Annotated in this window: 21 protein-coding genes; 12 read left to right on the forward strand and 9 right to left on the reverse strand. The window is 65.3% G+C overall.

Translation table 11 applies throughout. From position 1 onward, the window contains the following. From HLG70_RS06250 to HLG70_RS06260, 3 genes are all read right to left on the reverse strand, one after another. Positions 1–777, reverse strand: coding sequence for an ABC transporter ATP-binding protein (locus HLG70_RS06250; RefSeq protein ID WP_171663440.1), 777 nt, complete (start codon positions 775–777; stop codon positions 1–3). Positions 778–782: 5 nt separating this feature from the next. Then, positions 783–2,453, reverse strand: coding sequence for an ABC transporter permease (locus HLG70_RS06255; RefSeq protein WP_171663439.1), 1,671 nt, complete (start codon positions 2,451–2,453; stop codon positions 783–785). Between the two features lie 145 nt (positions 2,454–2,598). Then, positions 2,599–3,642 (reverse strand): Fe(3+) ABC transporter substrate-binding protein, encoded by a 1,044-nt coding sequence (locus tag HLG70_RS06260; RefSeq protein ID WP_171663438.1) that lies wholly within the window; start codon positions 3,640–3,642, stop codon positions 2,599–2,601. Positions 3,643–3,980: 338 nt separating this feature from the next. Between HLG70_RS06260 and HLG70_RS06265 the strand changes: the two genes are divergently transcribed. The 3 genes from HLG70_RS06265 (at position 3,981) to HLG70_RS06275 (ending at position 6,586) form a co-directional block, all read left to right on the forward strand. Then, positions 3,981–4,757, forward strand: a complete 777-nt coding sequence (locus tag HLG70_RS06265; RefSeq protein ID WP_171663437.1) for a ferredoxin--NADP reductase — start codon at positions 3,981–3,983, stop codon at positions 4,755–4,757. A gap of 217 nt (positions 4,758–4,974) precedes the next feature. Next, positions 4,975–5,571, forward strand: coding sequence for a DUF6088 family protein (locus tag HLG70_RS06270; RefSeq protein ID WP_171663436.1), 597 nt, complete (start codon positions 4,975–4,977; stop codon positions 5,569–5,571). After that, positions 5,564–6,586 carry a nucleotidyl transferase AbiEii/AbiGii toxin family protein gene (locus tag HLG70_RS06275; RefSeq protein WP_171663435.1) on the forward strand — a complete coding sequence of 341 codons (1,023 nt, stop codon included), beginning with the start codon at positions 5,564–5,566 and terminating at the stop codon, positions 6,584–6,586. The genes HLG70_RS06270 and HLG70_RS06275 overlap by 8 nt, the downstream gene beginning before the upstream one ends. An 81-nt stretch (positions 6,587–6,667) precedes the next feature. Here the strand turns inward: HLG70_RS06275 and HLG70_RS06280 are convergent, their stop codons facing one another. The 3 genes from HLG70_RS06280 to HLG70_RS06290 are packed head-to-tail and all read right to left on the reverse strand — an operon-like array spanning position 6,668 to position 9,412. Next, positions 6,668–7,630 carry a Bug family tripartite tricarboxylate transporter substrate binding protein gene (locus HLG70_RS06280; RefSeq protein WP_171663434.1) on the reverse strand — a complete coding sequence of 321 codons (963 nt, stop codon included), beginning with the start codon at positions 7,628–7,630 and terminating at the stop codon, positions 6,668–6,670. 37 nt (positions 7,631–7,667) lie between these two features. Continuing rightward, on the reverse strand, positions 7,668–8,057 hold the full coding sequence (locus HLG70_RS06285) for an AtuA-related protein (protein ID WP_171663433.1): 390 nt from the start codon (positions 8,055–8,057) through the stop codon (positions 7,668–7,670). After that, positions 8,054–9,412, reverse strand: coding sequence for an acyclic terpene utilization AtuA family protein (locus HLG70_RS06290; RefSeq protein ID WP_171663432.1), 1,359 nt, complete (start codon positions 9,410–9,412; stop codon positions 8,054–8,056). The genes HLG70_RS06285 and HLG70_RS06290 overlap by 4 nt, the downstream gene beginning before the upstream one ends. 101 nt (positions 9,413–9,513) lie before the next feature. Between HLG70_RS06290 and HLG70_RS06295 the strand changes: the two genes are divergently transcribed. The 5 genes from HLG70_RS06295 to HLG70_RS06315 all read left to right on the forward strand — a co-directional run bounded on the left by HLG70_RS06295 (position 9,514) and on the right by HLG70_RS06315 (position 14,730). Next, complete coding sequence (locus HLG70_RS06295; RefSeq protein WP_171663431.1) at positions 9,514–10,440, forward strand: LysR family transcriptional regulator; 927 nt, start codon at positions 9,514–9,516, stop codon at positions 10,438–10,440. Positions 10,441–10,536: 96 nt separating this feature from the next. Next, the gene (locus HLG70_RS06300) at positions 10,537–10,923 is read left to right on the forward strand and encodes a Rid family detoxifying hydrolase (protein ID WP_057283095.1); all 387 of its coding nucleotides are present in this window, start codon (positions 10,537–10,539) and stop codon (positions 10,921–10,923) included. A gap of 39 nt (positions 10,924–10,962) precedes the next feature. Next, positions 10,963–13,053, forward strand: coding sequence for an ATP-dependent DNA helicase RecG (gene recG, locus HLG70_RS06305; RefSeq protein ID WP_171663430.1), 2,091 nt, complete (start codon positions 10,963–10,965; stop codon positions 13,051–13,053). A gap of 80 nt (positions 13,054–13,133) precedes the next feature. Next, complete coding sequence (locus HLG70_RS06310; protein WP_171663429.1) at positions 13,134–14,084, forward strand: LysR substrate-binding domain-containing protein; 951 nt, start codon at positions 13,134–13,136, stop codon at positions 14,082–14,084. A gap of 145 nt (positions 14,085–14,229) precedes the next feature. Next, the gene (locus tag HLG70_RS06315) at positions 14,230–14,730 is read left to right on the forward strand and encodes a Dps family protein (RefSeq protein ID WP_171663428.1); all 501 of its coding nucleotides are present in this window, start codon (positions 14,230–14,232) and stop codon (positions 14,728–14,730) included. A 94-nt stretch (positions 14,731–14,824) separates the two neighbouring features. Here HLG70_RS06315 and HLG70_RS06320 read toward each other — a convergent pair whose 3' ends face one another. The 3 genes from HLG70_RS06320 to HLG70_RS06330 form a co-directional block, all read right to left on the reverse strand. Next, a complete protein-coding gene (locus tag HLG70_RS06320; RefSeq protein ID WP_326491142.1) occupies positions 14,825–17,011 on the reverse strand; it encodes a capsular biosynthesis protein in 2,187 nt (728 codons plus the stop codon). Between the two features lie 216 nt (positions 17,012–17,227). Then, positions 17,228–19,201 carry a glycosyltransferase gene (locus tag HLG70_RS06325; RefSeq protein ID WP_234103427.1) on the reverse strand — a complete coding sequence of 658 codons (1,974 nt, stop codon included), beginning with the start codon at positions 19,199–19,201 and terminating at the stop codon, positions 17,228–17,230. A 120-nt stretch (positions 19,202–19,321) separates the two neighbouring features. Beyond that, positions 19,322–20,644: a glycosyltransferase family 2 protein gene (locus HLG70_RS06330; protein ID WP_234103429.1), complete on the reverse strand. Its 1,323-nt coding sequence runs from the start codon at positions 20,642–20,644 to the stop codon at positions 19,322–19,324. 328 nt (positions 20,645–20,972) lie between these two features. Between HLG70_RS06330 and HLG70_RS06335 the strand changes: the two genes are divergently transcribed. From HLG70_RS06335 to HLG70_RS06350, 4 genes are read left to right on the forward strand one after another with little or no spacing between them, the layout of a single operon-like run. Further along, positions 20,973–21,746 carry an ABC transporter permease gene (locus tag HLG70_RS06335; RefSeq protein WP_171663425.1) on the forward strand — a complete coding sequence of 258 codons (774 nt, stop codon included), beginning with the start codon at positions 20,973–20,975 and terminating at the stop codon, positions 21,744–21,746. A gap of 21 nt (positions 21,747–21,767) precedes the next feature. Next, positions 21,768–22,451: an ABC transporter ATP-binding protein gene (locus HLG70_RS06340; protein WP_171663424.1), complete on the forward strand. Its 684-nt coding sequence runs from the start codon at positions 21,768–21,770 to the stop codon at positions 22,449–22,451. Positions 22,452–22,498: 47 nt separating this feature from the next. Beyond that, positions 22,499–23,671 (forward strand): capsule biosynthesis protein, encoded by a 1,173-nt coding sequence (locus HLG70_RS06345; RefSeq protein ID WP_171663423.1) that lies wholly within the window; start codon positions 22,499–22,501, stop codon positions 23,669–23,671. A 32-nt stretch (positions 23,672–23,703) separates the two neighbouring features. Continuing rightward, entirely contained in the window at positions 23,704–25,797 is a 2,094-nt protein-coding gene (locus HLG70_RS06350) for a glycosyltransferase (RefSeq protein WP_171663422.1), read from the forward strand. Positions 25,798–25,854 lie beyond the last annotated feature (57 nt).

The following is a 25,854-nucleotide window of genomic DNA, read 5'->3' on the forward strand; positions in this document are numbered from 1 at the left end:
CTAGCGGCCGCGCGCGAGCGCCTGCTCGCGCTGCTCTTCCAGCGCCTCGCGGCGAATGAAGTCGCGCACGAAGGCGTCGGCGGGGTGGTGGTGCAGGTTGTAGGGCGTGTCCCACTGCGCGATCCGCCCCTTGGACATCACGCCGATGCGGTCGGCGATGGCGAAGGCCTCGGCCTGGTTGTGCGTGACCAGGATTGCGGTATGGCCCGTGGTCTTCAGGATGTCGCGCACTTCGAAGGCCAGGCGTTCGCGCGTGTCCACGTCCAGGTTGGAGAACGGTTCGTCCAGCAGCAGCAGGTCGGGCGAGGGCGCCAGGGCGCGCGCCAGCGCCACGCGCTGTTGCTGGCCGCCGGAGATCTCGTGCGGATAGCTGTTGGCAGCATGCGCCAGGCCCACCAGCTCCAGCATTTCCTCGACGCGGCGGGCGCGGTCCGCGCGCGCCAGCTTGCGCAAGCCGAAGGCTACGTTCAAGGCAACCGACAGGTGTGGGAACAAGGCATAGTCCTGGAACATCATGCCCACGCGCCGCAGTTCGGGCGCGACCTGCTGGGTCGGCGAGGAGATGACGGCGCCGTCCAGCAGGATGCGGCCGGCGCGCACCGGCTCGAAGCCGGCGATGGCGCGCAGCACCGTGGTCTTGCCGCAGCCGGACTCGCCCAGCAGGCAGCCGATGTGGCCTACGGGCAGGCCCAGCGTCAAGTCCTGCACGATGGGCTTCAGGCCGGCGGGCGTGTCGTAGGAGAGCGAGATATGGTCGATTTCTAACAGATCGGGCACGATGATCAATGTCCCATTTTCAGATTGGTGCGCGCCAGCAGGATGACGGGCAATAGGCCGGCCAGCACGATGGCCAGCGCCGCCACGGCGCCTTCCTCGTACGTGCCGCGCGCGGCTTCCGCGTAGAGCCAGGTGGCCAGCGTGTCGAAGTTCATGGGCCGCAGCAGCAGCGTGGCGGGAAGTTCTTTCATGGCGTCCACGAACACCAGCAGCGCGCTGGCGGCCAGCGCCGGGCGCAGCAGCGGCAGATGGACGCGGCGCAGCGTGCCCCCGGAGGTCTCGCCCAACAGGCGCGAGGCCTGTTCCAGCGAAGGCGGAATGCGCGCCAGGCCGGCTTCAAGCGCGCCGGTGGAAATTGCAAGGAAGCGGATCGCGTAGGCGCATACCAGCGCGCCCAGCGAACCCATCATGAACAGGCCGGTTCCGCCGAACACCCTGGCGACCGCGGTGTCGATCCAGACGAAAGGCGTCAGCAGGCCGATGGCCAGCACGGTGCCGGGCACCGCGTAGCCCAGGCTGGCGATGCGGGCGCAGGCGCGGCCCGGATTGAAGCTGGCGCTCTCGCGCAGACTGCGGCCCGCCCAGGCGACCACCAGGCCGCAAAGCAGGGTGACGATGGTGGCGCTGAACGCCACGATCAGTGTGTTGCTCAAGCCATTGATCAGCTGGTCCGAGACGCCGCCCACCAGGTGCAGGCGCTTGGAGGTTTCCACGACCAGATACACGGCGGGCGCGATGAATCCGATCAGGACCGGGATCCAGCCCAGCACGACGGCAAACGCGGCCGCCACGCCGTGCAGCCGGCGCGGCTGCATCGGCCGCATGCGCTGCGTGTTGGCATAGCGCTGGCGCTTGCGGCCGTGGCGCTCCAGCATGATCAGGCCGATGACGATCGCCAGCATGGTCAGTGCGATCTGCGCCGCGCCGGCCAGGTCCGAGCGCGTGACCCAGGTGGTGTAGACGGAGACGGTCAGCGTTTGCACGCCCAGGAATTCGGAGGCGCCGATGTCGTTCAGCGTTTCCAGCAGCGCCAGGCTCACGCCCACCACGATGGCGGGGCGCGCCAGGGGCAGGGCGACCCGGCAGAACACCGCGACGCGGCCGGCGCCCAGGGTGCGGGCGGCTTCCAGCAGGCTGGCGGCCTGCGTCATGAACATGACGCGCGTGCTCAGGTAGACATAGGGGTACAGCACGAAGCCCAGCACGAAGATCGCGCCATAGATGGAGCGCAGGTCGGGCAGGCGGAACTGGCGGGGACTGTCGTAGCCCAGCAGCGCGCGGATCGCCGTCTGGATCGGGCCGATGGGGTGGAGCAGGTCCAGGTAGGCGAAGGCGATGATGTAGGTGGGCACCGCCAGCGGCAGCAGCAGGGCCCAGGTCAGGATGCGGCGCGAGGGGAAGTCATAGGCGGTCACCAGCCACGCGGCGCCGGTTCCCAGCAGCGTGACCATCACGCCCACGCCGGCCAGCAGCATGGCCGTATTCGCCAGGGCCTGCGGCAGCACGTAGCTGGCCAGGTGCTGCCAGTGGGCCAGGCTGCCGCCCAGCGCCCACCAGCCCAGCGTCAAAACCGGCGCCAGGACGGCCAGCGCGATCAGGACGGCGCCGGCCAGCCAGCCGGCCCCGCGTTCAGACCAGCGCAGACGCAGCGGCCGGGACAAGGAATCTGTGTGCATGCTTCAAAGTCGATTGCATCAATGGCAAGGCCTGTTCCCCCCAAAAAGAGGGAACAGGCCCTACGCGCGGCCCCGGTGGCGGAGCGCGCGTGTCACTGCCGAATGGTTTGCGCCATGCCTGGAGGCAAGGCGATCCACCGGCTTATCAGTTGTCGAAACCGACCTTGTCCACCAGTTCGCTGGCTTGCTTGCGATGCTTGGCGATTTCGGTCAGGGGCAGCGGGTCGACCTTGAGTTCGCCAAAGCTGGCAATCACGGGGTCCAGCTTCACGCCCTTGCGGACGGGGTATTCATAGTTGGCCTGCGCGTACAGGGCCTGGGCCGGTTCGGACACCAGGAAGTCCAGCAGCTTTACCGCGTTGGCCTTGTTCGGCGCGTGGGCCGCCACGGCTGCGCCGCTGACGTTCACATGCGTGCCGCCGCTCTTGGCGTTGGCGAAGGTCGGGCGGATGACCTTGATGGCATCGCCCCACTTGCGCGCGTCGGTGCCGGGTTCGGAATTCTTCATGTGGCCGACGTAGTAGGCATTGGCCAGGCCGATATCGCAGATGCCGCCCAGGATGTCGCGCGCCACGTCGCGGTCGCCGCCGGCGGCCTTGCGGGCCAGGTTGGCCTTGACGCCGCGCAGCCATTTTTCGGTGGCTTCGGCGCCGTCATGCGCAATCATGGAGGCAACCAGCGCGGTATTGTAGGGATGCTGGCCCGAGCGGATGCAGACCTTGCCCTTCCACTTGGGATCGGCCAGGTCTTCGTAGCGGAAGGATTCCAGCTTCAGGTCCTTTTCCACGTAGAGCACGCGGTCGCGCAGCGACAGGGCGTACCACTTGCCATCGGCGCCGCGCAGGTTGGCGGGAATGACGGATTCCAGCGTCTGCGACTTGACGGACTGCGTAACTCCGCCGTCCACCAGGTCCAGCAGGTTGCCGATGTCCACGGTCATCAGCACGTCGGCGGGCGACTTGGCGCCTTCGGCCTTGACGCGCTCGAGCAGGCCGTCCTTGACGAAGACGGTATTGACCTTGATTCCGCTTTCCTTGGTGAAGGCGTCCAGCAGCGGCTGGATGAGCTTGGGTTCCCGGGTGGTGTACAGGCTGACTTCATCAGCGGCGTTGGCGGTCACGGTGAAGGCGGCGGCGCCGGCCAGCGCCAGCGCGCGTAGCAGCGAATTCAATTGGGGACGCTTAATCATGAAGGAACTCCAGCAAGGGCTGCATCGAGAAAAGCCGTGGCACGCAAAGGCGTGCCGCCGCTCAAAACGGTCTGCTAACGAAAATGATTATCAACTGAGAATGCGACGATAACAGGAAGCAAAGCCGTGTTCAACTACCCGTAAGCCAATGGTTCAAGACGTTGATCCCCATCAATACGGCATAAGGGTATTACGGAATAATGAGAGCAGTTATCATCAAGACCCTGTAGAATAGGGTCAACCCTAATGCCGGTCGCGTCTTTTATGCGATACGGAATGACCTCGCGGCGCAAGCTGGGCTTTGGTCCGACATTTGTCCCGCCTCTACTTAATACGACATGGCTGCTTTCAATACTGAGCGCGTACTAAGCGTGCACCACTGGAACGACACCCTGTTTTCCTTCACCACGACGCGTGACTCGGCCTTGCGGTTCCACAATGGCCACTTCGTGATGATCGGTCTGGAAGTTGAAGGCAAGCCGCTGTTGCGGGCCTACAGCATCGCCAGCGCCAACTACGAAGAGAACCTCGAGTTCCTCAGCATCAAGGTGCAGAATGGTCCGCTGACGTCGCGACTGCAGCATCTGAAAGAAGGCGACACCATCCTGGTCAGCCGCAAGCCCGTGGGCACGCTGGTCGTCGATGACCTGAAGCCCGGCAAGCATCTGTTCCTGTTTGGCACGGGCACCGGCCTGGCGCCTTTCATGAGCATCATCAAGGATCCGGACGTCTACGAACGCTTCGACAAAGTGATTCTGGTGCACGGCGTGCGCTGGGTCAGCGAACTGGCCTACGCGGACTTCATCGAAAAGGAACTGCCGAACAACGAGTTCTTCGGCGACATCGTGCGCGAAAAGCTCGTCTATTACCCGACGGTTACCCGCGAACCTTTCCGCAACCAGGGGCGTATCACGGAGCTGATGGAAAACGGCAAGTTGTGCGCCGACATCGGCATCCCGCAGATCAACCCTGAAACCGACCGCGCCATGATTTGCGGCAGCCCGCATATGCTGGCCGACATCAGCGCCATGCTGGACAAGCGCGGCTTCACGGTGTCCCCGGGCGTGGGTCAGCCGGGCGACTACGTGGTCGAACGGGCGTTCGTGGATAAATAAGCCGCGCTGTGGCCCGGCATGCAAATGCCGGGCCAAGTGAGCAGGACCTCGGGTCGGGTTTTCGGCCCCGAGCGTCTGCGATGTTTCGACCGCGCCGGATATATGCCTCGCCGCGGTTTCCAATCCCCGATTTTTCTTTGCAAACCGATATAGGTGGGGATTGGACTAAACTGAATGTCAGAAACTGGTGTATTGTATCTGACAAAAGAGGTGCTACATGACCACGCTGGCCGAAGCCATCCTGGAACAAGCCCAATTGCTTCCCGAGGGGGGAGTGTTGTCGCCCAAGGAATTCCTGCATCTGGGAAGTCGGGCGGCAGTTGATCAGGCGTTCTCGCGGCTCGCAAAGGCCGGCAAACTGCTGCGCGTAGCGCGCGGTGCCTATGCCGTCCCGGTTTCCGGCCGGTTTGGCGCGCGCGCGCCTGCTCCAGGGAAAGTCGTCACCGCACTGGCCGAGCAAAAGGGCGAAATCGTGGTGCCGCACGGCGCCAGTGCAGCCAACACTTTGGGGCTGACCCAGCAAGTGCCCATCCGCGAGGTCTATCTCACTTCTGGCAAGACCCGGAAGCTGAGGCTAGGCAAGTCGGAAGTGCTGGTGAAGCACGCGCCGACCTGGATGCTGGCGCTGGGCGAACGGCCAGCAGGAGCAGCCATTCGCGCTCTGGCTTGGATCGGTCCGACGCATGCCGCCAAATCACTGGCAACGCTGCGCAGCGTCCTTCCGCCTTCCGAATGGCAAGCGCTGGCCTCGGCGCGAGCGGCGCTGCCAGGGTGGATGGCGTTAGCTATCGGCAAGGAAGTCGCGCGTGCCTGATGATTTCTTTGATCTGAGCAAAGAGGATCAGCGCGAAGCGTTGGAGTACGGGCGTGCGGAAACGGGTCGTCCCGCCCATCTGCTGGAAAAGGACATCTGGGTGGTATGGGTGTTGCGCGAATTGTTCGCCTCGCCGCTATCGTCTGATCTAACTTTCAAGGGCGGCACGTCGCTGTCGAAGGTCTATAAGATTATCGACAGATTTTCCGAAGACATCGACCTGACCTACGACATTCGCAAGCTGATTCCCGATCTGATCGGCGAGGGTGGCGAGTTCCCGGCGAGCCGCAGCCAGGCGGGCAAATGGACGCAAGCCGTGCGGCATCGGCTACCGGACTGGATCAGGCAGAATGTGCAGCCAGTGATTCAGGCGGCGCTGGAGCGTGAGGGGCTGGACGTTCGACTCGAAATCGGCGGCCAGGAAAACGATAAGTTGCTGCTGCATTACTCGGCCCTGACGCAAGGCACGGGCTACGTCGCGCCTGTCGTTACGCTGGAATTCGGAGGACGAGCCACCGGCGAGCCACACCAGATATTTCCGGTGGACTGCGACATCGCCAAGCACCTGACCGAAGTGTCCTTTCCCAGCGCGTCGCCGTTGGTCATGAGCGTCGCACGCACCTTTTGGGAGAAAGCCACTGCCGCACACGTCTTCTGTGCGCAGGGCCGTATCCGCAGCGAACGATATGCGCGGCATTGGCACGACCTGGCCGCGATTGCGCGCAGTCCGCATTTCACCGCCGTCATAGCTGATCGTGCCGTGTCAACGGCCGTTGCCCGACACAAATCTCTTTTCTTTATCGAGAAGGACGCCAACGGTCGGGTGATCGACTACGCCGCAGCGATCACAGGCCAGCTTTGCATCGTTCCCGAAGGCGAAACCAGAGATGCGCTCGCCAAGGACTATGAAGCCATGTTGGCCGATGAAGTAATGGCAGGTGATGCACTCTCCTTCGACGAGCTGCTGCAGGCATGCGCCGACCTCGAAGCCAACATGAACAAGACGAACCCATAAGGTTGAAAGGAATGCAAAAAACCCATCGCCAGCGCGATGGGTTTTTTTGCATTGTGGCGCTGGCGTCGCCGCCGGCCGTCCTCATTCCGGCTGGATGCCCGCCTTCTTGATGATGTCGCCCCACTTCCTGGACTCGGCCTGCTGGAACTGCACCAGCTCGTCCGGCGTGGAAGTGGCGGCGTCGGTGCCGGTCTGCGCGTAGAACTGCTGGGCGGGCTTGGTCCTGGTGGCGTTGACCAGCAGTTCGTTCAGGCGCTTGACCACGTTCGGCGGGGTGCCGGCGGGCGCGTAGGCGGCGAACCAGTAGCCCATCTCGTAGCCCGGCACGCCAGCCTCGGCGATGGTGGGTACGTCCGGCGCCAGCGGCGAGCGCGCCTGGCCGGTGACGCCCAGCGCGCGCAGCTTGCCCGACTTGACCTGGGGCAGGCCGGTGGCCGTGTCGGTGATCATCATGTCGATCTGGCCGCCCAGGAGGTCCGTGACCGCCAGCGGGTTGCTCTTGTAGGGCACGTGCAGCAACTGCACGCCCGCCATCTGTTGCAGCAATTCGCCGGCGATGCGGCTGCTGGAGCTGCCGCTGCCAAAGCTCAGCTTGCCCGGCGACTGCTTGGCCAGGGCCAGGAAATCGCCCACGGTCTTGGCTTGCGAATTGGGATTGACGACCATGATCTGTCCGCCTTTGCCCAGAAGCGTCAGCGGCGCATAGTCCTTGACCGGGTTATAGGTCAGCGTCTTGTAGAGGTGTTCGTTGGCGGCGTGCGTGGTATTGGTCGTGATCAGGACCGTGTAGCCGTCCGGAGCCGCGCGGGCGCCGGCCGCGGCGCCGATCATCGCGCTGGCGCCGGGCTTGTTCTCGATGACCACGGCCTGGCCGGTCTGTTCCGTGACGCCCTGGCCGATGGCGCGGCCGATCTGGTCGGTGGCGCTGCCAGCGGCGAAGGGGACGATGAAGGTGATGGGCTTGGCGGGAAATTGCGCCATGGCCGTCAAGGGTAGGGCGGCGGCCAGCAGCAGGGCCAGCCGGCCCTTGGTAGCGATGCGCATGTGTGTCTCCTGTGGGGTTTTTTTATAGGAACGGAAATCAGGCGGCCGCGGGGCGGTCGCCGGGTATGTCTGGCAGGCGGCTCGCCAGCTCGGGGCTGACCTCCACCGTCATGTCCAGCAATCTGAAAGACAGGCTCTTGCCGTGCGTGTCGAGGTTCAGCGCGTCATTGACGCCGCCGTCCAGCACGCCCTCCAGCACGAAGTTCATGGCATGCAGCATGGGCAGCACGTAGCGCGTGACGCGCTTGGGATGGCGGTAGGCGAACCAGTCCGCGACCCGCGATTCGGTGACCTGTGCGGCCAGCACGTCGTGGCATTCGGGGTCCCAGGCAATGAGGCTGAGGTTCGAGATGTCGCCCTTGTCGCCGGAGCGGCTGTGGGCCAGCCGGTACAGCGGCACCGCAAGCGTGGCGGGTTTCTGGGTCATGGCGCAATCTCCTCCAGGAAGTTCCAGCCGCTGTCCACGGCGTCGCGGGGAATGGTGCAGGACATCATGTTCAGGCGCGGGCGCAGAGCGGTGCGCACGCCGCCGCCGCCGGCCGGGCCGCAGGTGTACAGCGCGGTCACCTCGCGCAGCACACGCTCGGCCTGCGCGCGGTCGGCGTGTTCGCCGGCGAGCCGCAGCCGCACGTCGCGGGCGTGGCTGTCGGGCAGGGCGCGGCGCATCTCGCCCGCGTCGTCGCCCAAGATGCTGATGGCGCCGATCAGGTCGGCGCGCAGCCTGAAGGCGGACCCCAGGCGCTTTTGCACGATGTCCGCGGCCAGCCGTGCGCGCGCCTCCGCTTGCACGCCGGCGTAGGAGATCTCGGCTTCGGCCAGCCAGCCGCCGCGATAACACACGTTCACCTTGAGTTCGGCGGGCCGGGCATGGCCGGTGACGCCGTGGACCGCGACGCGGTTGCCGCCCAGTTCGACGACGCGCGCCTGGCTCAGGTCGGCCACCACGTCCGGCGTCAGGTAGCGCGCCGGGTCGTGCACCTCATAGAGCAATTGTTCCTTCACCGTGCGGGCGTCGACGGTACCGCCCGTGTCCGCGGCCTTGCCGATGACGAATTCGCCGTCGGCCTGGATTTCCGCGATCGGAAAGCCGGCGGCATGCACGTCCGGCACTTCCTTGAGGCCCGGCACGCAAAAATAGCCGCCCGTGACCTGCAGTCCGCATTCCAGCATATGGCCGGCCATGGTGGCGCGGCCCAGGCGCGGCCAATCCGCGGGATCCCAGCCGAAGTGCGCCAGCGCGGGGCCCAGGGTCAGCGAGGGATCGGCCACCCGGCCCGCCACCACGATCTGGGCGCCTGCGGCCAGCGCCTGCGCGATCTCGGTCGCGCCCAGGTAGGCGGTGGCGCTGACGATGTCCAGCCCGTCCAGCGCCGCGCCCAGGCGTTGCGCCAGCAGGGCGCGATGGGCGGGCGTGTGCAGCGCGTCGCCGTGCACCACGGCGATGCGCGGGACGGGCAGGCCTTGTTCCCGCGCCAGTTCGGCGATCCGCCTTGCCGCGGCGGGCGGGTTGGCCGCGCCAAAGTTGCTGACAATGCTGATGCCATGGCGGAGGCAATCCGCCAGTATGGGAGCGACCAGTTCATCCAGCAGCGGCTCATAGCCGCGACTCGGGTCTTCGTTGCGCGCCAGTTGCGCGAGCGCCAGCGTGCGTTCGGCCAGCGTCTCGAAGATCAGCGTGCCGCCGCCTTGGGCAGCCAGGGTGCGCACCACGGCCGCGGCGCCGTCGCTGCGGTCGCCGGAAAATCCGGAAGCGCAGCCTATGAGCAGGGGAGATTGAGACATAAGGGGTCCAGTCGGGCCTTACACAGGGTTTCCGGTCCACTATAGGCAAGCGCTGCTCATCAGTAAAATAGAAAGATCGGATCAATTCATTCAAGAAAGCCATGAATCTATCAGCCCGGCAATTGCGCGCTTTCGTGGCCCTGGCCGATGAAAAGCATTTCACGCGCGCCGCGCAACGCTGCCACCTGACGCAGCCGGCGTTCAGCGCGCTGATCCGGTCGCTGGAAGACAGCGCAGGCCTGCGCCTGTTCGACCGCAATACACGCCACGTCGAGCTGACGCCTGAAGGCCGCGTGCTGGACGCGTCCGCGCGCCGCCTGCTGGCCGATATGGAGCTGGTCATGGGCGACCTGCGCGACCACGCGGCCAGCCGCCGGGGGCGGGTGACGCTGGCGGCGCTGCCGTCGCTGGCGGCGGGCTGGCTGCCCGGCCTGCTGGCCCGGTTCCGTGACGAGCATCCGGGCATCGTGCTGGACCTCAGGGATGCCTTGCTGGATCCCTGCCTGGACATGGTGCAGAGCGGGGTAGTCGATTTTGCGGTGGCCTCGCACCGGCCGGACATGACAGACCTGGACAGCGAATTCCTGCATGCCGACCGTTACTTCCTGGTGTGCCGCGCCGATCATCCGCTGGCGGGCCAGAGCCGGGTGCGGCTGCGCGACGTGCTGCGGCACCCCGTGATTCAGCTTGCGCGGGGCAGCAGCGTGCGCAAACATCTGGACGAGGCGCTTGGCGCCGACGCGCCCTCGCCGGTGTTCGAAGTCGAGCACCTGGCGACCGTCACGGGGCTGGTGCGCGCCGGTCTCGGGGTGTCCGTCGTGCCCGCGATGACGCTATTCCATTTCCGCAGCGACGATCTGCGCATTGTGCCGCTGGCGGGCCGCCCCTTGACCAGACCCTTGTATCTGGTGCGGCGCAAGGGCCGCGGGCTGTCCGTGGCGGCGCAGGCGCTGGTGGATCTCCTGATCGCGCATCGGGGGGATATCGGCGGCGCAGGCCATCAGCCGGAAGCCGAAAACCAGCCTTAGGCCATCTCTACGACCAAGCGCCACTTTCGCAAATGTCTATTGCTGTTTAAACTTCGATAGTTGTAGCTTCTATCCGTCACCTGAAGGATTCCGCCCATGAGCAAGCAAATCATCCATACCGACGCCGCGCCCGCCGCCGTCGGCCCTTACTCGCAAGCGGTTGCCGTAAGCGGCACCAAGACTGTCTATCTCTCGGGCCAGATCGGCCTGGAGCCGGGCACCGGCGACCTGGTCTCCGAAAACTTCGACGCCCAGGTGCGTCAGGCTTTCGCCAACATGCAAGAAGTCATCACCGCCGCGGGCGGTACGCTGGACAACGTGGTCAAGCTCACGCTGTTCCTGACCGACCTGGGCAAGTTCACGGCGGCCAACGCCATCATGGCCGAGATCATTCCCCAGCCGTTCCCGGCGCGCTCCACCATCGGGGTGGCCAGCCTGCCCAAGGGCGCGCAGTTCGAAGTCGAAGCCATCCTGGTCCTGTAAGGCGCACCCGGACGTTTCATTCCAGGGGTTCGTTCCTTCATGCCGGCCGCGGCCGTGGCCTCCAAGCGAACCGGCGCCGATAAGAACGGCGCTGGCAAAGCAATGACGGATACGGAGCGCAAGCTCCGTAACCTGGGTTTGGTGCTGCCCGAGGACTTTGTGCTGCATCTGCCGCTGCGCTACGAGGACGAAACCCGCGTCATCCCGATCAGTTCCTTGCGGCCCGGCTTTGCCGGGCAGGTCGAGGGCGAGATCACCAAGTCCGAGGTGCAGTACCGGCCTCGGCGCCAGCTCACCGCCACCCTGGTGGACGATACCGGCGAACTGCAACTGCGCTGGCTGAATTTCTACCCCAGCCAGCAGAAGCAGATCGCCGTGGGCAAGCGCCTGCGCGCTCGCGGCGAGGTGCGGGGCGGCCTGTTCGGCCGCCAGATGGTGCATCCCCGCATGACCAATGCGGACGCGCCTCTGCCCACCGCGTTGACGCCCGTCTATCCCACCACCGAAGGGCTGCCGCAACTGCCCTTGCGCCGCGCCATCGCGCAGGCGCTGGACCGCGCCGACCTGTCCGACACCTTGCCCGACGAGGCGCGCGCGCGCTACGACCTGCCGCCCTTCGAGCCCGCCATCCGCGCCCTCCACACGCCTGCGCAGGGAGAGTCCGAACAGGCCTTGCTGGACCGCGTGCATCCCGCATGGCGGCGGATCAAGTTCGACGAACTGCTGGCGCAGCAGCTGTCGCTGGCGGCGGCGCGCGCGGCGCGGCGCGTCAAGGAAGCGGAATCCCTGCCGGTGCAGACCCGGCCGGGCGGGCTGGTCGCCAGGCTCTATGAGACGCTGCCGTTCAAGCTGACCGGCGCGCAAGAACGCGTGGTCCAGGAAATATCGGCCGATCTGGCCAAGCCGTACCCCATGCATCGCCTGCTGCAGGGCGACGTGGGCAGCGGCAAGACCGTCGTGGCGGCGATCGCGGCGGCGCAGGCCATTGCTGGCGGCGCGCAAGTCGCGCTGATGGCTCCCACCGAAATCCTGGCGGAGCAGCACTTTCGCAAGCTGGTGTCCTGGCTGCAGCCGCTGGGCGTGAACGTGGCCTGGCTCAGCGGCAGCCTCAGCGCCAAGGCCCGCCGCGAAGCCGCCGCCGCCGCCGCCGACGGCAGCGTGCAGCTGGTGGTGGGCACGCAGGCGCTGATCCAGGACCATGTGGAATTCCATCGGCTGGGCCTGTCGATCGTGGACGAGCAGCATCGCTTCGGCGTCGGGCAGCGCCTGGCGCTGACGCGCAAGGGCGAAACCGTGCGCGGGCGCATCGTGCCGCATCAGCTCAACATGAGCGCCACGCCCATCCCCCGCACGCTCGCCATGACCTTCTTCGCCGATCTGGACGTGTCCGTGATCGATGAACTGCCGCCGGGCCGGACCCCTGTGCTGACCAAGCTGGTCTCGGACGCGCGGCGCGAGGAAGTGATCGCCCATGTCGCCCAGGCCGCGCGCGGCGGACAGCAGGCTTACTGGGTTTGTCCGCTGGTCGAGGAAAGCGAGGCCCTGGAACTCCAGACCGCGGTCGACACCTACGAAGGCATGCGGGCCGATCTGCCGGACTTGCGCATCGGCCTGGTCCATGGCCGTTTGCCGCAGGCCGAGAAGGCCGCCGTGATGCAGGCCTTCCGTGAAGGCGAGATAGACCTGCTGGTGGCCACGACCGTCATTGAAGTTGGCGTGGACGTGCCGAACGCGTCGCTGATGGTGATCGAGCACGCGGAACGCTTCGGCCTGGCGCAGCTGCATCAGCTGCGCGGGCGGGTAGGGCGCGGCACCGCGGAATCGGTGTGCGTGTTGCTCTACCAGACGCCGCTTTCGCAGGTGGCGCGCGAACGCCTGCGAGCCATGTTTGAAACGTCGGACGGCTTTGAGATCGCCAGGCGCGATCTGGAACAGCGCGGCCCGGGTGAATTCCTGGGAACACGCCAGTCGGGCATGGCGCTGCTGCGCTTTGCCGACCTGGAAACCGACGCCGCGATCGCCGAGGACGCGCGCGACGCCGCGGTATGGCTGCGGGCCGAACACCCCGCCGCCGTCGAGGCGCACCTGGCGCGCTGGATGCGCGGCCGCGAGGATTTCCTGCGGACCTGACCATGCGGCTCAAGACAAACCTTAATCCAGCAAGCGCCGGCCGCAGGGCCCGCGCGCAACCCCCGGGGGCTTAGTCCACCATGACTCTCACCGAACTGAAGTACATCGTCGCCGTGGCGCGCGAACGGCATTTTGGCCGCGCGGCCGAGGCCTGTTTCGTCAGCCAGCCGACGCTGTCGGTTGCCATACGCAAACTGGAAGACGAACTGGGCGTGACGCTGTTCGAACGCGGCGGCGCCGAGGTGGGCGTGACCCCCATCGGCCAGCGCATCGTCGCGCAGGCGCAAAAGGTGCTGGAAGAAAGCGCCAGCATCAAAGAGATCGCAAGGCAGGGGCATGATCCCCTGGCCGGTCCCTTGCGCGTGGGCGTCATCCACACCATCGGCCCGTACCTGCTGCCCAAGCTGGTGCCGGTGCAGATCGCGCGCACGCCGCAGATGCCGCTGCTGCTGCAGGAGAACTTCACGGTTCGCCTGGTGGAGTTGCTGCGCCAGGGAGAGATCGACTGCGCCATCATGGCCTTGCCCCTGCCCGAGGCCGGCCTGGTCATGCAGCCGCTGTACGACGAGCCATTCGTCGTGGCGGTGCCCAACGACCACGAATTTGCGCAGCGCAAGGCGGTCGATGCACAAGACCTCAAGCAGCAAACCATGCTGCTGCTGGGTAGCGGACACTGCTTTCGCGACCAGGTCCTGGAAGTCTGTCCGGAACTGTCGCGTTTCTCGGCTGCGAGCGACGGCATCCAGCGCACCTTTGAAGGCTCCTCGCTCGAAACCATCCGCCACATGGTGGCGGCCGGCATCGGCGTTACCGTGCTGCCGGTCACCGCCGTGCCCGAGCATCCGCCCTCCAACAGCCTGCTGCGCTATCTGCCTTTCGACGGCCACGTGCCTGAGCGCCGCGTGGTGCTGGCCTGGCGCCGCAGCTTCCCGCGGCTTGCCGCCATCGAAGCGCTGGCCCAGGCGGTTTACGAATGCGAATTGACCGGCGTGAAGATGCTGGCGGACGAAGTGGCGGCGGTGCAGGACTGAGCGGTGTCAGGCCCCGTGCCCGGCAGCTGGGTTTGCGCCGCGTCAATAGGTCGCAGGGCATATTGAGATCGGCGCCGCCGCTGGCCGGTTCTGTCGTGTTTGCAGTGGTATCCTTATTTCGTACTTTCATCCATAGGAGCTAGCAATGGCCAAGTCCACCAAGAAGACCTCGAGCGTTCCGCGCATCAATATCGGTATTTCGGACAAGGACCGCGCTGCGGTCGCCGGCGAACTGTCGAAGTTGCTGGCCGATTCCTACACGCTGTACCTGATGACGCACAACTTCCACTGGAACGTGACGGGGCCCATGTTCAACACGTTGCACCAGATGTTCATGACGCAGTACACGGAAGAGTGGAACGCGCTGGACAGCGTGGCCGAGCGCATTCGCGCCCTGGGCCACTACGCGCCGGGCACCTACCGCGAATACTCCAAGCTGTCTTCCATCGCCGAGCCCGAGTCCGTGCCGGAAGCGCTGGAAATGGTGCGCCTGCTGGTCGATGCCAACGAATCCGTCGCCAAGACCGCGCGCGCCGCATTCGAAAAGGCGGATGCCGCCAACGACCAGCCCACGGCCGACCTGCTCACGCAACGCCTGGACGTGCATGAAAAGAACGCATGGATGCTGCGCAGCCTGCTGCAATAAGCGTCGGCGGCGCTGATAGGCCGCAAGAAGATAAAAACCCCGGAACCTTGCGGTCCCGGGGTTTTTTGCGTGAAGCCGCGTCGAAGGCCGGCCCTCAGGCGGGGCTGCCTTGCAGGAAGCGGTCCAGGATGCGACGGCTTTCGGCGACGTTGCCGTTCTTCAAGTTCTGCATCGCCAGTTCGATGTTGGCCTCGCGGTCCATCGGGCTGGCCTGGATCACGCGCTGAGCGCTTGCGATGACGTCGTCGGCGTTGGCGGCATTGCTGCGGCGGGCCAGGAACTCCCGCTTGTGCGCGTCCGCCAGGGAACGCTGCAGCGAGATCAGGCCCTGATACGACGGGTCGATCGACTGGATGCCGTTGATCGCGTCTTCCGCATCGCGCAGCCGCTCCTCGGTCAGGCATTTGCGGAAGCTGCGGGCCAGCGCGCGCAGGCACTTGTCGATGTGCTCGTGAGCGCTGGTGAGATCCATCGCGCCGCTTTGCGACAAGCGGGCATAGACCTTGGCGGCGGCCTGGTGCGCGCCCAGTTGCGTCAGGCGGGCGGCGGCAAGGGTCACGGTGTCGCTCTCGGCGGGGAGCTCCGAGTTGGCCAGGCGCTGCCAGCATTCGATCGCCGGGCGGGCATGTCCCTGCGCCTGCAATTGCTTGGCCGCGCGCTGCACATAACGCGGATCGACGGGCTTGAGCGAGGCCAGGCGGCCCAGCAGCGAGACGGTCTCGGTGCTGTTCTGGTATTCCGGAAAGGTCTCGTAGGCCTTCAGCAGGCGGCGGTAGGCCTGGTTGATCTGGTCCTCGTGGTCGTCCTGGGCCGTTTGCGGCAAGGATTGCAGTGCGTAGAACGCGCTGAGCGAGGGCAGCAGCGCGCCGACGCGGCCGGTGCGCTTGACCTCGCGGGCAGCGCGCTTGAGCACCGCGGCGCGCGCGGCCTCCAGGCTGTTCTTGTCGACGGAGGGCGTGCTGGCCAGGGCATTGACCATGTTGGCGGCATCGGCCAGCGGCGTGAGCGCGCGGGTGGCAAAGCGCAATGCGCGCTCGGGATCTCCCGCCGAGTACTTGCGGAAGGCTGCTTCGGCCTGTTGGTTCTGGCCCAGCTTCGAATGCACGCGGCCAAGCAGCAGCGCGGTCTTTTCGTCGCTTTCCTTATCCAGAGATTCGGATGCCCAGGCCTGGGCGGTGCCGTAGTCGCCGACCTTCATCGCGCCTTCGGCGGCCTGGCGCAGGATGAAGGCGCTGCGGTTGCTGTCGATCGACAGCGCGATGGACCACGCATCCAGGATGTCGTCGGTCTGCTCCAGCGCGGTGACGGCGCGGGCGCGCAGCACGTAGGCGGTGGGGCTGCCGTTCTTCAGTTCGATGGCGCGGTTGGTCAGGAGCAGGGCGCTGTCCCATTCCAGTTCCTTGGCGGAGGCCTTGGCGCGTTCGATGCACTGCTTCCAGTCCAGCGGGTCGGCGGCGTTCGCGGCGCTTTCCGCGCTGCCGTTACCCAGCAGCTTCTCGCAGATCGCGCGCCCCACCAGCTTTGCGAAAGCGGGGGTGTAATGGGCCGTGTCGCGGCCTTCGTCCGGCATGCCGCGGCTTTGGCCGAAGTGCGCCAGCAGCGTGCCCGGCTCCACCAGCGGAATGCCCAGCGTGTTGGCTGCAAGCTTGACGGTCTCGACCATCTGCGCGCGATCGGCGATGGGCTGGCCGTTGGCGTTGATGGCGTTGCAGTGGGTGACCAATACGAAGTCGTTGCCCAGCAGCTGCTGGACGATCTTCAGGTCATCCAGGATTTCCTGGGCGGTCTGCACATGCAATACCGTGTGGGTCAGGGCGAGCTGTACGTGCTCGGGCACATGGGCGAAGCTGGGCGCTTCCTCCAGCGCGGCGCGGCGCTTGGCAAGCGCATCGCGCGAAGAATGGTCAAAGAAGATCTTGAGCAGCTCGGGGCAGAAGTTCAGGGCTTCCTTGAAGCGCACCAGCTGCAGGAACTTTCCGTCCAGCTCGAGCACCTTGGTCGAGCTGATTTCCACCACGTAGCGGGTTCCCGCGATGTGGGCGTGCGCAGGGTTCGATTCGCGCAGGGACTCGCTGGAAATGAAAGGCCATGCGCTTTCCGGCAGCGTAGCCTCGCCACGCATATAGCGGATGGCTTGAACGGTTTCCTTGGTGTTGTGCGTGAAACCGTAAAGAAGGCGATTATCCAGAACGAAGTTTCGCTGCGCCTGGAGTTTGGTAAGGGGGCCTGCCACACGGCAAGATCCGATCGTTGAGATAATCACTGGTCGATACTCCTTCATAACATCAGGGCGAAAAGATACAGGAAGCCGCGGGCTTTCCAGGGGCCGGGTCGTGAGTAGGCGTAACTCACTTCAGCGCCTCACCCGGCGGAGAGACAATTGGGTTCGGATGGCAGGACGCAATATAAAAAGAAGTGTTTCAAATGCGGGGCCGGAATAACCAAATAAGTAGCGGATATTAATTCGCATGCATTCGTGGATTATCACGAACGCATGTCACGATATTTTCATCTGGAGCAGGCGCGGCTCCGTCCGTACGCCCGGCCGGTCCAGGGGCTGCGGCTTGGCGGCCTGCATGAGGAAGTCGTCAAGCGCTTGCTCCAGCGGCGGATACTCCTGGGAAAGGCGCTCTCGGGCGCGCTTGCCCATCGCCCGCAGCGCCTGCGGATCCTCCAGCGCCTCGAGCACGCGGTGCGCGGCGCCGGCCGCACTCTGCGAATAATCCAGGTGCAGGCCGCCTTTGTCGGGATCGACCAGGTCGGTATAGGCCGAATTAATACCGACGACCGGGCAGACACCCAGCGCCATGCATTCCAGCAGACCGGCGGTCTGGGGCAGCGGCGCGATTTCGGCGCGCGTCGGAAAATAAGGGAACAGGGCCAGTTCCACGCGCGTCAGCAGTTGCTCGCGCGACACCAGGTCGCCGATATCCGGCACGAAAAGCAGTTGTTCGTCGTGCAGGCCGATGGATACCGCATGGCGATGCATGGTGGCGGCGGATTTTTCGTCGCTCAAAACCAGCAATATGACGTCATGGCGGCGCAGTGCGATTTCGGCGTAGATGTCGATGATGGTCCGCGCCGTGGCGGGATCGGGATGATCATCCGTCAGCGCCAGCACCCGTTTGCCCTCCAGCGCCTGCAGCGCGCTGTCGATTTCGGGCGCGGCGGTTTTGCGCGCCCGGCCCGGCGGCAGGGGCAGAGGCGGGAGAATGGTGGCATCCTGGGCGCCGCCCAGCAGCTGCTCGGCGGCGCTCTGCATGGCGCGGGAGCCCAGTGCGACGAGATCGGCGTCCACGATGGCCTCGGTGACCAGCTTGAGCTCCAGGCGTCCGCGCTCGGACAGCGCATGGTTGCCGCTGGCCTTCTGGAAGTAGTCCAGACCCAGCAGGACAAGTCCATACGGCACCCGCAGCGTCTGCGCGGCGTTGTTGGCCGCGATGGCGCAGCGTACGCTGTTCCAGGCCAGCACGGCGCGCGGCGGATGGCTCACGGTGGCGGCCAGCACGGCCTCGGACAAGGCCGAGGCCGCGTCCTCGATGGCTTGTGTCTGGCCAGGTTCGGTCCGCACCGCCCGGTACATCACGCCGTCCAGGACGATATCGGAATGCGGCAGTTCCGCCCGCAAGTGGGCGTCGGCGCGCGCGGTGTCGTCGTTGGCCAGGCTGACGACGCAGACCGAGCCGTAGCGTTGGTGCAGCAGGGCGGCGTGGCGGTGCAGCGCGTTGCTGGCTGCGTTGCGCCCATGCAGCAGCGACACGGGAGAGACAATTACGATCGGGCCGGTGCCGCCGAAATCCAGCGTCTGGCGCGGACGCGGAGTCCGCCGGCGGGCGCGGCGCATCAGTTCGTGGGCATTGCGCACGCGGCGGGCGCGGTGCTGCTCCGAGGCGCTGAGCTCGATGCCGGCGCCTTGGGCGCGCTCGAGCAGCTTGGCTGGCGCGGTCACCAGGCCTGCGTCATAGAGGCTGAACGCAAGCTGGCGCACGTGCGGCGCGTCCGGCCCCAGGGTCAGCAGTTGTTCGACGATCTGTTCGGAGATGTGCGGATAGCTTGTGCGGGCCCACTTCGCCACTTCGCAGAAGACCTTCACCTTGGTCTGCGTGGGCCAGGGCTGCTTGGAGATCCAGAGAATGATCTCGGGATCGCGCACCCGGCGGGCCTGGTCCAGTGCCTCTTTGATGGCGCCGGCGGTCTCCGCGGGCAGCGCGGCCGGGGCCTGGCGCTTGGCGGCGGGCATATGGCGCCGCTGGCGCTTATGGGCGTCCGACAGCCTGAACAGGCGCAGCGGCAGCATCACGTAGTCGGTGATGCTGCGGGCACGGGTGACCTCCATGCCGAATTGCCACGTCAGCGTGCGCTCCTGGCGCGCGAGCAACTGATTGGATTCGCGCAGCAGCGCCTTCACGCCGGCGAGATCCTTTTCGGCCTGCAGGCGAGCAGCCCGCTCCTGCTCCAGGCGCGCGTGCATCAACTCATTCTCCTGCGCCTGTTGTCGCAGCCGTTCCGGGTGTGCGACGCGATGCGCGGCGGGTTCAACGGATGGGGAGATGGGCAAGGGGGAGGTGCTCGGTGGCATGGATCCTGGTACCTAAAAAATGGCGGCCTGGTCCTGCGCCGCCAACTGGCGGTGGCGGCGGATCCAGGACTCGCGGTAAGCGATGCGGGCCTGGCGGCCCGCGATGGTCGCAAGGCCGGAGTCCGGCGACTGCGTCAACGACCCGGCGCGGTGCAGCGCCAGGGTATGGACGTCCGGGGTGCGCAGCAGCGCGGGCTTTCCCAATCGCAAGGCGATGCGGTGCTCGTATTCCTCGTCCGCGCCAAAGCGCGATTCGTCGAAATCGCCGACGGCCAGGACGGTTGAACGCCGCATCATGAGCGAGCAGGGGTTGTGGCGGACAAAGGGGTAGATGCGTGGTGCTGCAAGGCGTCCATCCTCCGAGATGCGTATCAGTCTGCTGACCGTGGCGGCCGCGCCGGAATGCTCCAGAGCGGCAAGCTGCGCGGAGATTCGGTGTGGCAACATAATGTCGTCGGCGTCCAGGAAGGTAATGAATTCTCCCTTCGCCAAGCGCAATCCAATATTCCTCGAGGCGTAAGCCCCATTATTGGGAAAGCGATGTGCAGTTATACGCGGATTTTCAGAGGCCAACTGCCGCATTTGTTGGAATGTGTGATCCTGCGATCCGTCATCTATCGAAATGATTTCAACATTAGGATAGTTTTGATTCAGCACGGAGCGCAGGGCGGCGTCGATGAAAGGCGCGGCATTGTACGCACAGATAATGACAGAAACCAGTGCGCCGCCGTTCCGGTCGGAAACCGGTAAGTCCCCGTTTTCCCCGAGGAAATCGCGCAGATTCAAGGGGCGGTCGTCGGCAAAATCAAAAGTGCGCGGGTTCGTCACTAGAAATTTCAAATATTGACGGGCTTGTCGGAATTCGCCGGCTTGACTGTGCAATGCTGCAAGAATTACATGCAAATTCTTGGATTTCCTAATGTCTGGGGCTATCCGGCTTGCCGCCAGAAAGCCGGCGCCCAGATCGCCGGCCGCCAGCGCGCAGGCCGCCTTCAGGTCCCATTCCCCCTCTGACAGCCAGGCCGCTGCCCCCTTGGGATCGTGGCGGGCGAGCGCCAGCGCGTACTGGCGCCGTTCGTGGTCGGAAACCCGGCTGCGGTAGTGGCGGGCGTCCAGATCCTGCGGTTTCCCGGAGAGTTCAAGGCGGGCTCGCGCACGCGCGAGCTGAAATTCGGCGAAAAAGGGGTCGAATGTATCAGACGATGTCGAAAATAATCCAATTCTATTGAGAAAAATGGCGTTTTCAGGCCATTTTTCATAGAGCTCATGGGGCCGCAACACATGCGTAAGCCTATGTACTTTTCTTTGATAAATATTGAACAGGTGCTTAAGCAATATCAGGGCCCCGTGGCGCGTGGTCGCCAATCTGTCCGGTGTGGTCCGTCCCTGTGAAGCAGGGAGGCCGGGTGAAGAATTTCGATTAATTATAGGACTGCCTATACCTCATTTATTTTTCAGTCCCGAATGCGGCCACGTTTGATTTGATTTGATAAGTATTGAAATCTGGCCCCCTTTGCGCGCCTCGTATCATTCGTTCCGATTTTCCGGTTCGCTGTTTGGGCCGGGACCAGAACACTATTCACTGCCTGGCCGCCACGCGGCCGATTATTGGGAGCGGGTTTCATGAAGAAGAGGATTGCATGAGTCAGGGCGGAGCGGCCGGGTGAGCGCGACGGCGTTGCAAGTGCAGGTGCGCGTGGTGCTCTCCCTGATCTTCCGGGAGACGCGCGTGCGTTTCGGCGGAACGCGGCTGGGCTACCTGTGGGCGCTGATCGAACCGATCCTGCACGTGGCGGTACTGTCCGCCATCTACGTGGTCTGGGGCCGGATATCGCCGATGGGGAACCTGCAGATGTTCTTCATCACGGGGATCATGCCGTTTTTCCTGTTCAGCCACACCTCTTCTCAGCTGTCGCGCGCCATCTCTTCGAACGCGTCGCTGCTGCGGCTGCCGCCGATCACGAACATGGACATCGTGTTCGCCAAGGCGCTGCTGCAAGGACTTACCTGGATCATCGTCTTCTTCATCCTGCTGTTCATCGTGATGCTGGGCGGCAAGCTGATCCTGCCCGAGCATGTGGAGGAGTGCGGCGCCGCGGCCTTTTTCACGTTCCTGCTGGGCTTCGGCTTCGGCCTGAACAATGCGGTCTTGAATGTGATGTTCAAGTCGTGGGAGCGCATCTACAGCGCTGTCACGCGGCCCCTGTATCTGCTGTCGGGTGTGTTCTATCTGGTGGACTCGCTGCCGGACCAGGCGCGCCGCGTCCTGGTGTGGAATCCCTTGGTGCATGCCATCGAGTGGTTCCGCGAGGGCTACTTCGCCAATTTCAGTTCGCTCACGCTCGACAGGTCCTATCTCATCAAGTGGTCGATCGCCAGCGTGGTCCTCGGCCTGTGCATGGAGCGCGCGTTCCGGCGCCGCCTGCATTCCCGCTGATCCCGCGGCCGAAACACTGTCATGGAGGACAACGTGCTTGAACTGAGGCATATCTCGAAGGGTTTCCGCTCCAAGAAGGGAGTGAAACGGGTGCTGAACGACATTTCGTTCAAGTTCCGCGAAGGCGAGAACATGGCCATCCTGGGCGGAAACGGTTCGGGGAAATCGACGCTGGCCCGCATGATCTGCGGCATGGAGCTGCCCGATTCGGGCCAGGTCCATCGCCAGGGCACCGTTTCGTTTCCGCTGGGCTTTGCCGGCGCGATCAGCCCCAACATGACCGGCCGCGACAACGTGCGATTTGTCGCGCGGATCTATGGGGCGAACGTCGCGCAGGTGGAGCGCTTCGTGTACGAGTTTTCGGAGCTGGGGCGGGCATACGACCTGCCGGTGGTGACCTACGCCAACAGCATGCGTGCGCGCCTGTCCTACGGCATCTCCATGGCGTTGAAGTTCGACGTCTATGTCGTGGACGAGATGGTCGCGGTGGGCGACCCCGCGTTCAAGCGCAAGTGCCTGGAGATCTTCGCCGAGCGCTCGAAAGACGCCACGGTGATCATCGTGTCCAGTGTGACCACGTCGCCGGCCCGCTTCTGCTCGGTCGGCATGATTTTGCAGGACGGCAAGCTGAGCGAAGTGGCCCCCCTGAAGGACACCATAGCCCGCTACAGCGCAGTGCCCCAGGAGGCGGCGGCCGCCGTCTGATCCCACGCCGCCCGCGGGCGCCGTCCATTGAACCAACGAGTAACCAGATGACAAGTACGGAGAAAGTCTACACAGGGCCGCGTTTGCCCGACAGCACCACGCCGCCCACGATGAGCCGCCTGCGGTGGTCCGCCATCGCGGTGATCGGCGTGCCGGCGCTGCTGCTTGCGCTCTACCTGTTCTTTATCGCCGCCGGGCAGTACGTATCGGAAGCGCGCTTTGGCCTGCGAGCGGGGTCCCAGACCCAGGTGGCGGGGGCGGGTTCCCAAAGCCATCCGATGGCCGGCGGCGCTGGCGTGACGACGGAGCTATTCGTCGATTCCTTTGCGGTGGTGGATTACGTGAAGTCCCGCCAGATCGTGCAGGAACTGGACAAGACGCTGGACCTGCGCAAGATGTGGTCGGCCCCGGCGCTGGACTTCTGGTACGGCATGGACAAGGACGATACGGCGGAAGGCCTGTGGCGCCAATGGAACCGCATGGTCGACATCCAGTTCGACATGTCGACCGGCGCCATCATCCTCAAGGTGCGCGCATTCTCCGCGGAAGAGTCGCTGATGCTGGCGCAGGCGATCCTGGAGGCCAGCGAGAAGCTGGTCAACCAGATGTCGGTCAAGTCGCGCGAGGACAGTGTCCGCTTCGCGACCGAGGAAGTACGCCTGGCGGAGACGCGCCTGGTGGACGCCCGGGTCAAGGTGCAGGACTTGCGTGCACGCACCGGCGTGCAGGATCCGGTCAAGGAAGCCGAGGCCAATCTGGCCCTGGCGGCCAAGGTGCGCGGGGACATCGCCACCGTGGCGGCGGAGCTGGATGCGCTGCGCGGCGGTGGCCTGTACCGCGGTCCGGCCTATGAGCGGGTGCAGGCGCGCTACGAGGCGCTCAAGCGCCAGCTGATCGCGCTGAACGATCACCAGATCAGCGGCGGCCGCGACTCGGCGGGCAAGGGCGCCTTGTCCAGCCTGCTGCGCGAATACGAAGGGGCCGAGACCCAGCGGCAGTTCGCGGAAGCCTATTACACCGGCGCCATGAAGGCGCTGGAGGATGCGCGGGCGCTGGCATCGCGCCAGGTCCTGTACACGGTCGTCGCGTCGCAGCCGCAGCTGGCGGACGAGTCGCTGTATCCGCGCCGTATCGTCGACACCGCCTTGGGCATCCTGGCGCTTTTCATTCTCTGGATCGTGGGTGTGCTTGTGACCTACGCGATCAAGGACCACGCCTGAGCGGGCGGCTGACACAGGACAGGAGGTAAGGCATGTTCTCCCTGCTTTCCAAATTGCGCCGTCCGCGGCGCGCGGACACCGGCGACAAGGCAGCCAGCGGCAACGCGCCGCCGGCCGTGGCGATATCCGACCGGCTGGCGGCGGCCCTGGCGGACGCCAGCGACGACCATGCGGAACCCGAGCGCGATCTGCTGCAGCGCGCGCGGCATGCGCTGGAAACCCGCATCAAGGCGGGCGACCCGCTGGGTGCGGTCCCGGAGCTGCTGGGCTATGTGCAGCAGCATCCGCAGACCGAGCTGTTCCAGGTGCTCGTGGCGCGCAGCCTGGAGGCGGCGCACCGGCCGGACGACAGCCTGCTCGTGTGGCGCGGCATCCATCAGCGATTTCCCGATTCGCCCGATGCCTTCATCCTGATGTTGCGCGGCGTGAAGCGCCAATTGGGCGCGGATGCGGGCCGCAAGGAAATGGAGTTGTACTTTTCGGGCGGCAGCGTGGCGGCCAAGGATATCCAGCTGGAAGCCAAGAGCTGGGACGAACTGGGCGACCCGGCACAAGCCGATGCCTGCTTCGAGCGGCTCACGCAGGCGCATCCGCGCTTCGAGAACGGCTACGCGGCCTGGGCGCAGTCGCTCGTGCGCCGCGGTTTTCCGTGGCGGGCGCGGCAGGTGCTGGAAACGGGTATCGGCGTGTTGGGCGATGCGGCGCGCAAGCTGTCGCGCCGCCTGGGCGACCTGAACGTGGACCTGATCGCCCTGCGCCGGCTTGGGGTGGAGGGGGAGGCCGGGGATATTCCGGTCAGCATCCTGGTGCTGGAACGGCTGTTCGAAGAGATCGGCCGCCGCCGCAACGCCGAGTACGAAGCTTTCGATGAATCATTTGTCGGCCCGGTCCTGATGATCAACGGTTCGCTGGGCGCCGGCGGCGCCGAGCGGCAGTTCGTCAACACCGCCGTGGCGCTGCAGTCGGCAATCCAGGAGGGACGTTCCATTGCCGGCTATCCGGTGCTGGGCCCCGTCCAGGTGGTGTGCCGGTCGTTGCGCAGCCGCGAAGGCGCGGACTTTTTCGCGGCCGCGCTGAAGGAGGCCGATATCCCCGTGGCGGTCTACTCCGACATGGAAGCCTGGGGCGGATGCGAGGTGTCGTCCCTGCTCAGCACCTATCGGGACTACCTGCGCTTTCTGCCCAAGCAGATCGTCGAGGGCACCTCCAAGCTCACGGACGTGATGCGGGCATCGGTGCCGTCGGTGGTGCACATCTGGCAGGACGGCTCCATCTTCGCGACCGCGCTGGCGGCCTTGCTGGCGGGCGTGCCGCGCATTGTGCTGTCGGTGCGGACCATGCCGCCGGTGGACCGTCCGGACCGCTACCGCGTGGAGTACGACACGATCTACCGCGCGGTGCTGGGCATGCGGGGCGTGGCCCTGAGTTCGAATTCAAGCTTTGCCGCCAAGCGCTACGCGGACTGGCTGGGCCTGGACGAACGGCGCATCCCGGTGGTCTACAACGGGCTGGCGCCGCTGACGGCGGCGCAAGACGAGACCTGCACGCGGATGTGGCGGGACTTCAAGGCGACGGCGCCGGAGCAGGCCTTTGTGTTTGGCACCGTGATGCGCGTGGACGACAACAAGCGTCCCTTCCTGTGGGTCGAGGCCGCGCATCTGTATGCGCAGTCCAACCCGGACGCGCGCTTTGTCATGGTCGGCGGCGGACCGCTGCTGGAGCCGGTCAAGGAATTCGCGCAGCGCCTGGGCATGGACGGCCGCATCCTGTTCACGGGCATTTCCCGTCGCGTGGGCTTCTGGCTGTCGCACTTTGACGCCTTCATGCTGCTGTCCCGGTTCGAGGGCTTGCCCAACGTCCTGATCGAGGCGCAGTTCTCGGGGGTGCCGGTGATAACGACCCTGGCGGGCGGCGCGGGCGAAGCCGTACAGGAAGGCGTGACGGGCCTGACCCTGCCCAGCGGCGAGATCGAGGCGGCGCCCGTGGTGCGCGCCATGGAACGGATGCGGGAAATGTGCGGGAGCGATCCGGAGATCGGCGAGAAGGCCCGCAGCTGGGCGACCGCGCGCTTTTCGCTGGAGCGGATGATCGCGTCCACCGTCAATTGCTATGTCAATTCCTACTAGTGCCGGACAAGGCGGGAACGGCGAGGCCTCTGCCTTGCGGCTTTTCCACCCACGGCC

The sequence above is a fragment of the Achromobacter deleyi genome, assembly GCF_013116765.2.
GTDB classification, from domain to species: Bacteria; Pseudomonadota; Gammaproteobacteria; order Burkholderiales; family Burkholderiaceae_B; genus Achromobacter; species Achromobacter deleyi_A.

Coding starts and splice junctions, on each gene's coding strand:
- HLG70_RS06300 (WP_057283095.1), top strand. CDS start 10,537: ATGAGCAAGCAAATCATCCATACCGACGCCGCGCCCGCCGCCGTCGGC.
- HLG70_RS06280 (WP_171663434.1), bottom strand. CDS start 7,630: ATGCGCATCGCTACCAAGGGCCGGCTGGCCCTGCTGCTGGCCGCCGCC.
- HLG70_RS06345 (WP_171663423.1), top strand. CDS start 22,499: ATGACAAGTACGGAGAAAGTCTACACAGGGCCGCGTTTGCCCGACAGC.
- HLG70_RS06325 (WP_234103427.1), bottom strand. CDS start 19,201: ATGCACGCGCGCCTGGAGCAGGAGCGGGCTGCTCGCCTGCAGGCCGAA.
- HLG70_RS06270 (WP_171663436.1), top strand. CDS start 4,975: ATGACCACGCTGGCCGAAGCCATCCTGGAACAAGCCCAATTGCTTCCC.
- HLG70_RS06310 (WP_171663429.1), top strand. CDS start 13,134: ATGACTCTCACCGAACTGAAGTACATCGTCGCCGTGGCGCGCGAACGG.
- HLG70_RS06295 (WP_171663431.1), top strand. CDS start 9,514: ATGAATCTATCAGCCCGGCAATTGCGCGCTTTCGTGGCCCTGGCCGAT.
- HLG70_RS06320 (WP_326491142.1), bottom strand. CDS start 17,011: ATGAAGGAGTATCGACCAGTGATTATCTCAACGATCGGATCTTGCCGT.
- HLG70_RS06350 (WP_171663422.1), top strand. CDS start 23,704: ATGTTCTCCCTGCTTTCCAAATTGCGCCGTCCGCGGCGCGCGGACACC.
- HLG70_RS06340 (WP_171663424.1), top strand. CDS start 21,768: ATGGAGGACAACGTGCTTGAACTGAGGCATATCTCGAAGGGTTTCCGC.
- HLG70_RS06315 (WP_171663428.1), top strand. CDS start 14,230: ATGGCCAAGTCCACCAAGAAGACCTCGAGCGTTCCGCGCATCAATATC.
- HLG70_RS06260 (WP_171663438.1), bottom strand. CDS start 3,642: ATGATTAAGCGTCCCCAATTGAATTCGCTGCTACGCGCGCTGGCGCTG.
- HLG70_RS06290 (WP_171663432.1), bottom strand. CDS start 9,412: ATGTCTCAATCTCCCCTGCTCATAGGCTGCGCTTCCGGATTTTCCGGC.
- HLG70_RS06265 (WP_171663437.1), top strand. CDS start 3,981: ATGGCTGCTTTCAATACTGAGCGCGTACTAAGCGTGCACCACTGGAAC.
- HLG70_RS06255 (WP_171663439.1), bottom strand. CDS start 2,453: ATGCACACAGATTCCTTGTCCCGGCCGCTGCGTCTGCGCTGGTCTGAA.
- HLG70_RS06285 (WP_171663433.1), bottom strand. CDS start 8,057: ATGACCCAGAAACCCGCCACGCTTGCGGTGCCGCTGTACCGGCTGGCC.
- recG (WP_171663430.1), top strand. CDS start 10,963: ATGCCGGCCGCGGCCGTGGCCTCCAAGCGAACCGGCGCCGATAAGAAC.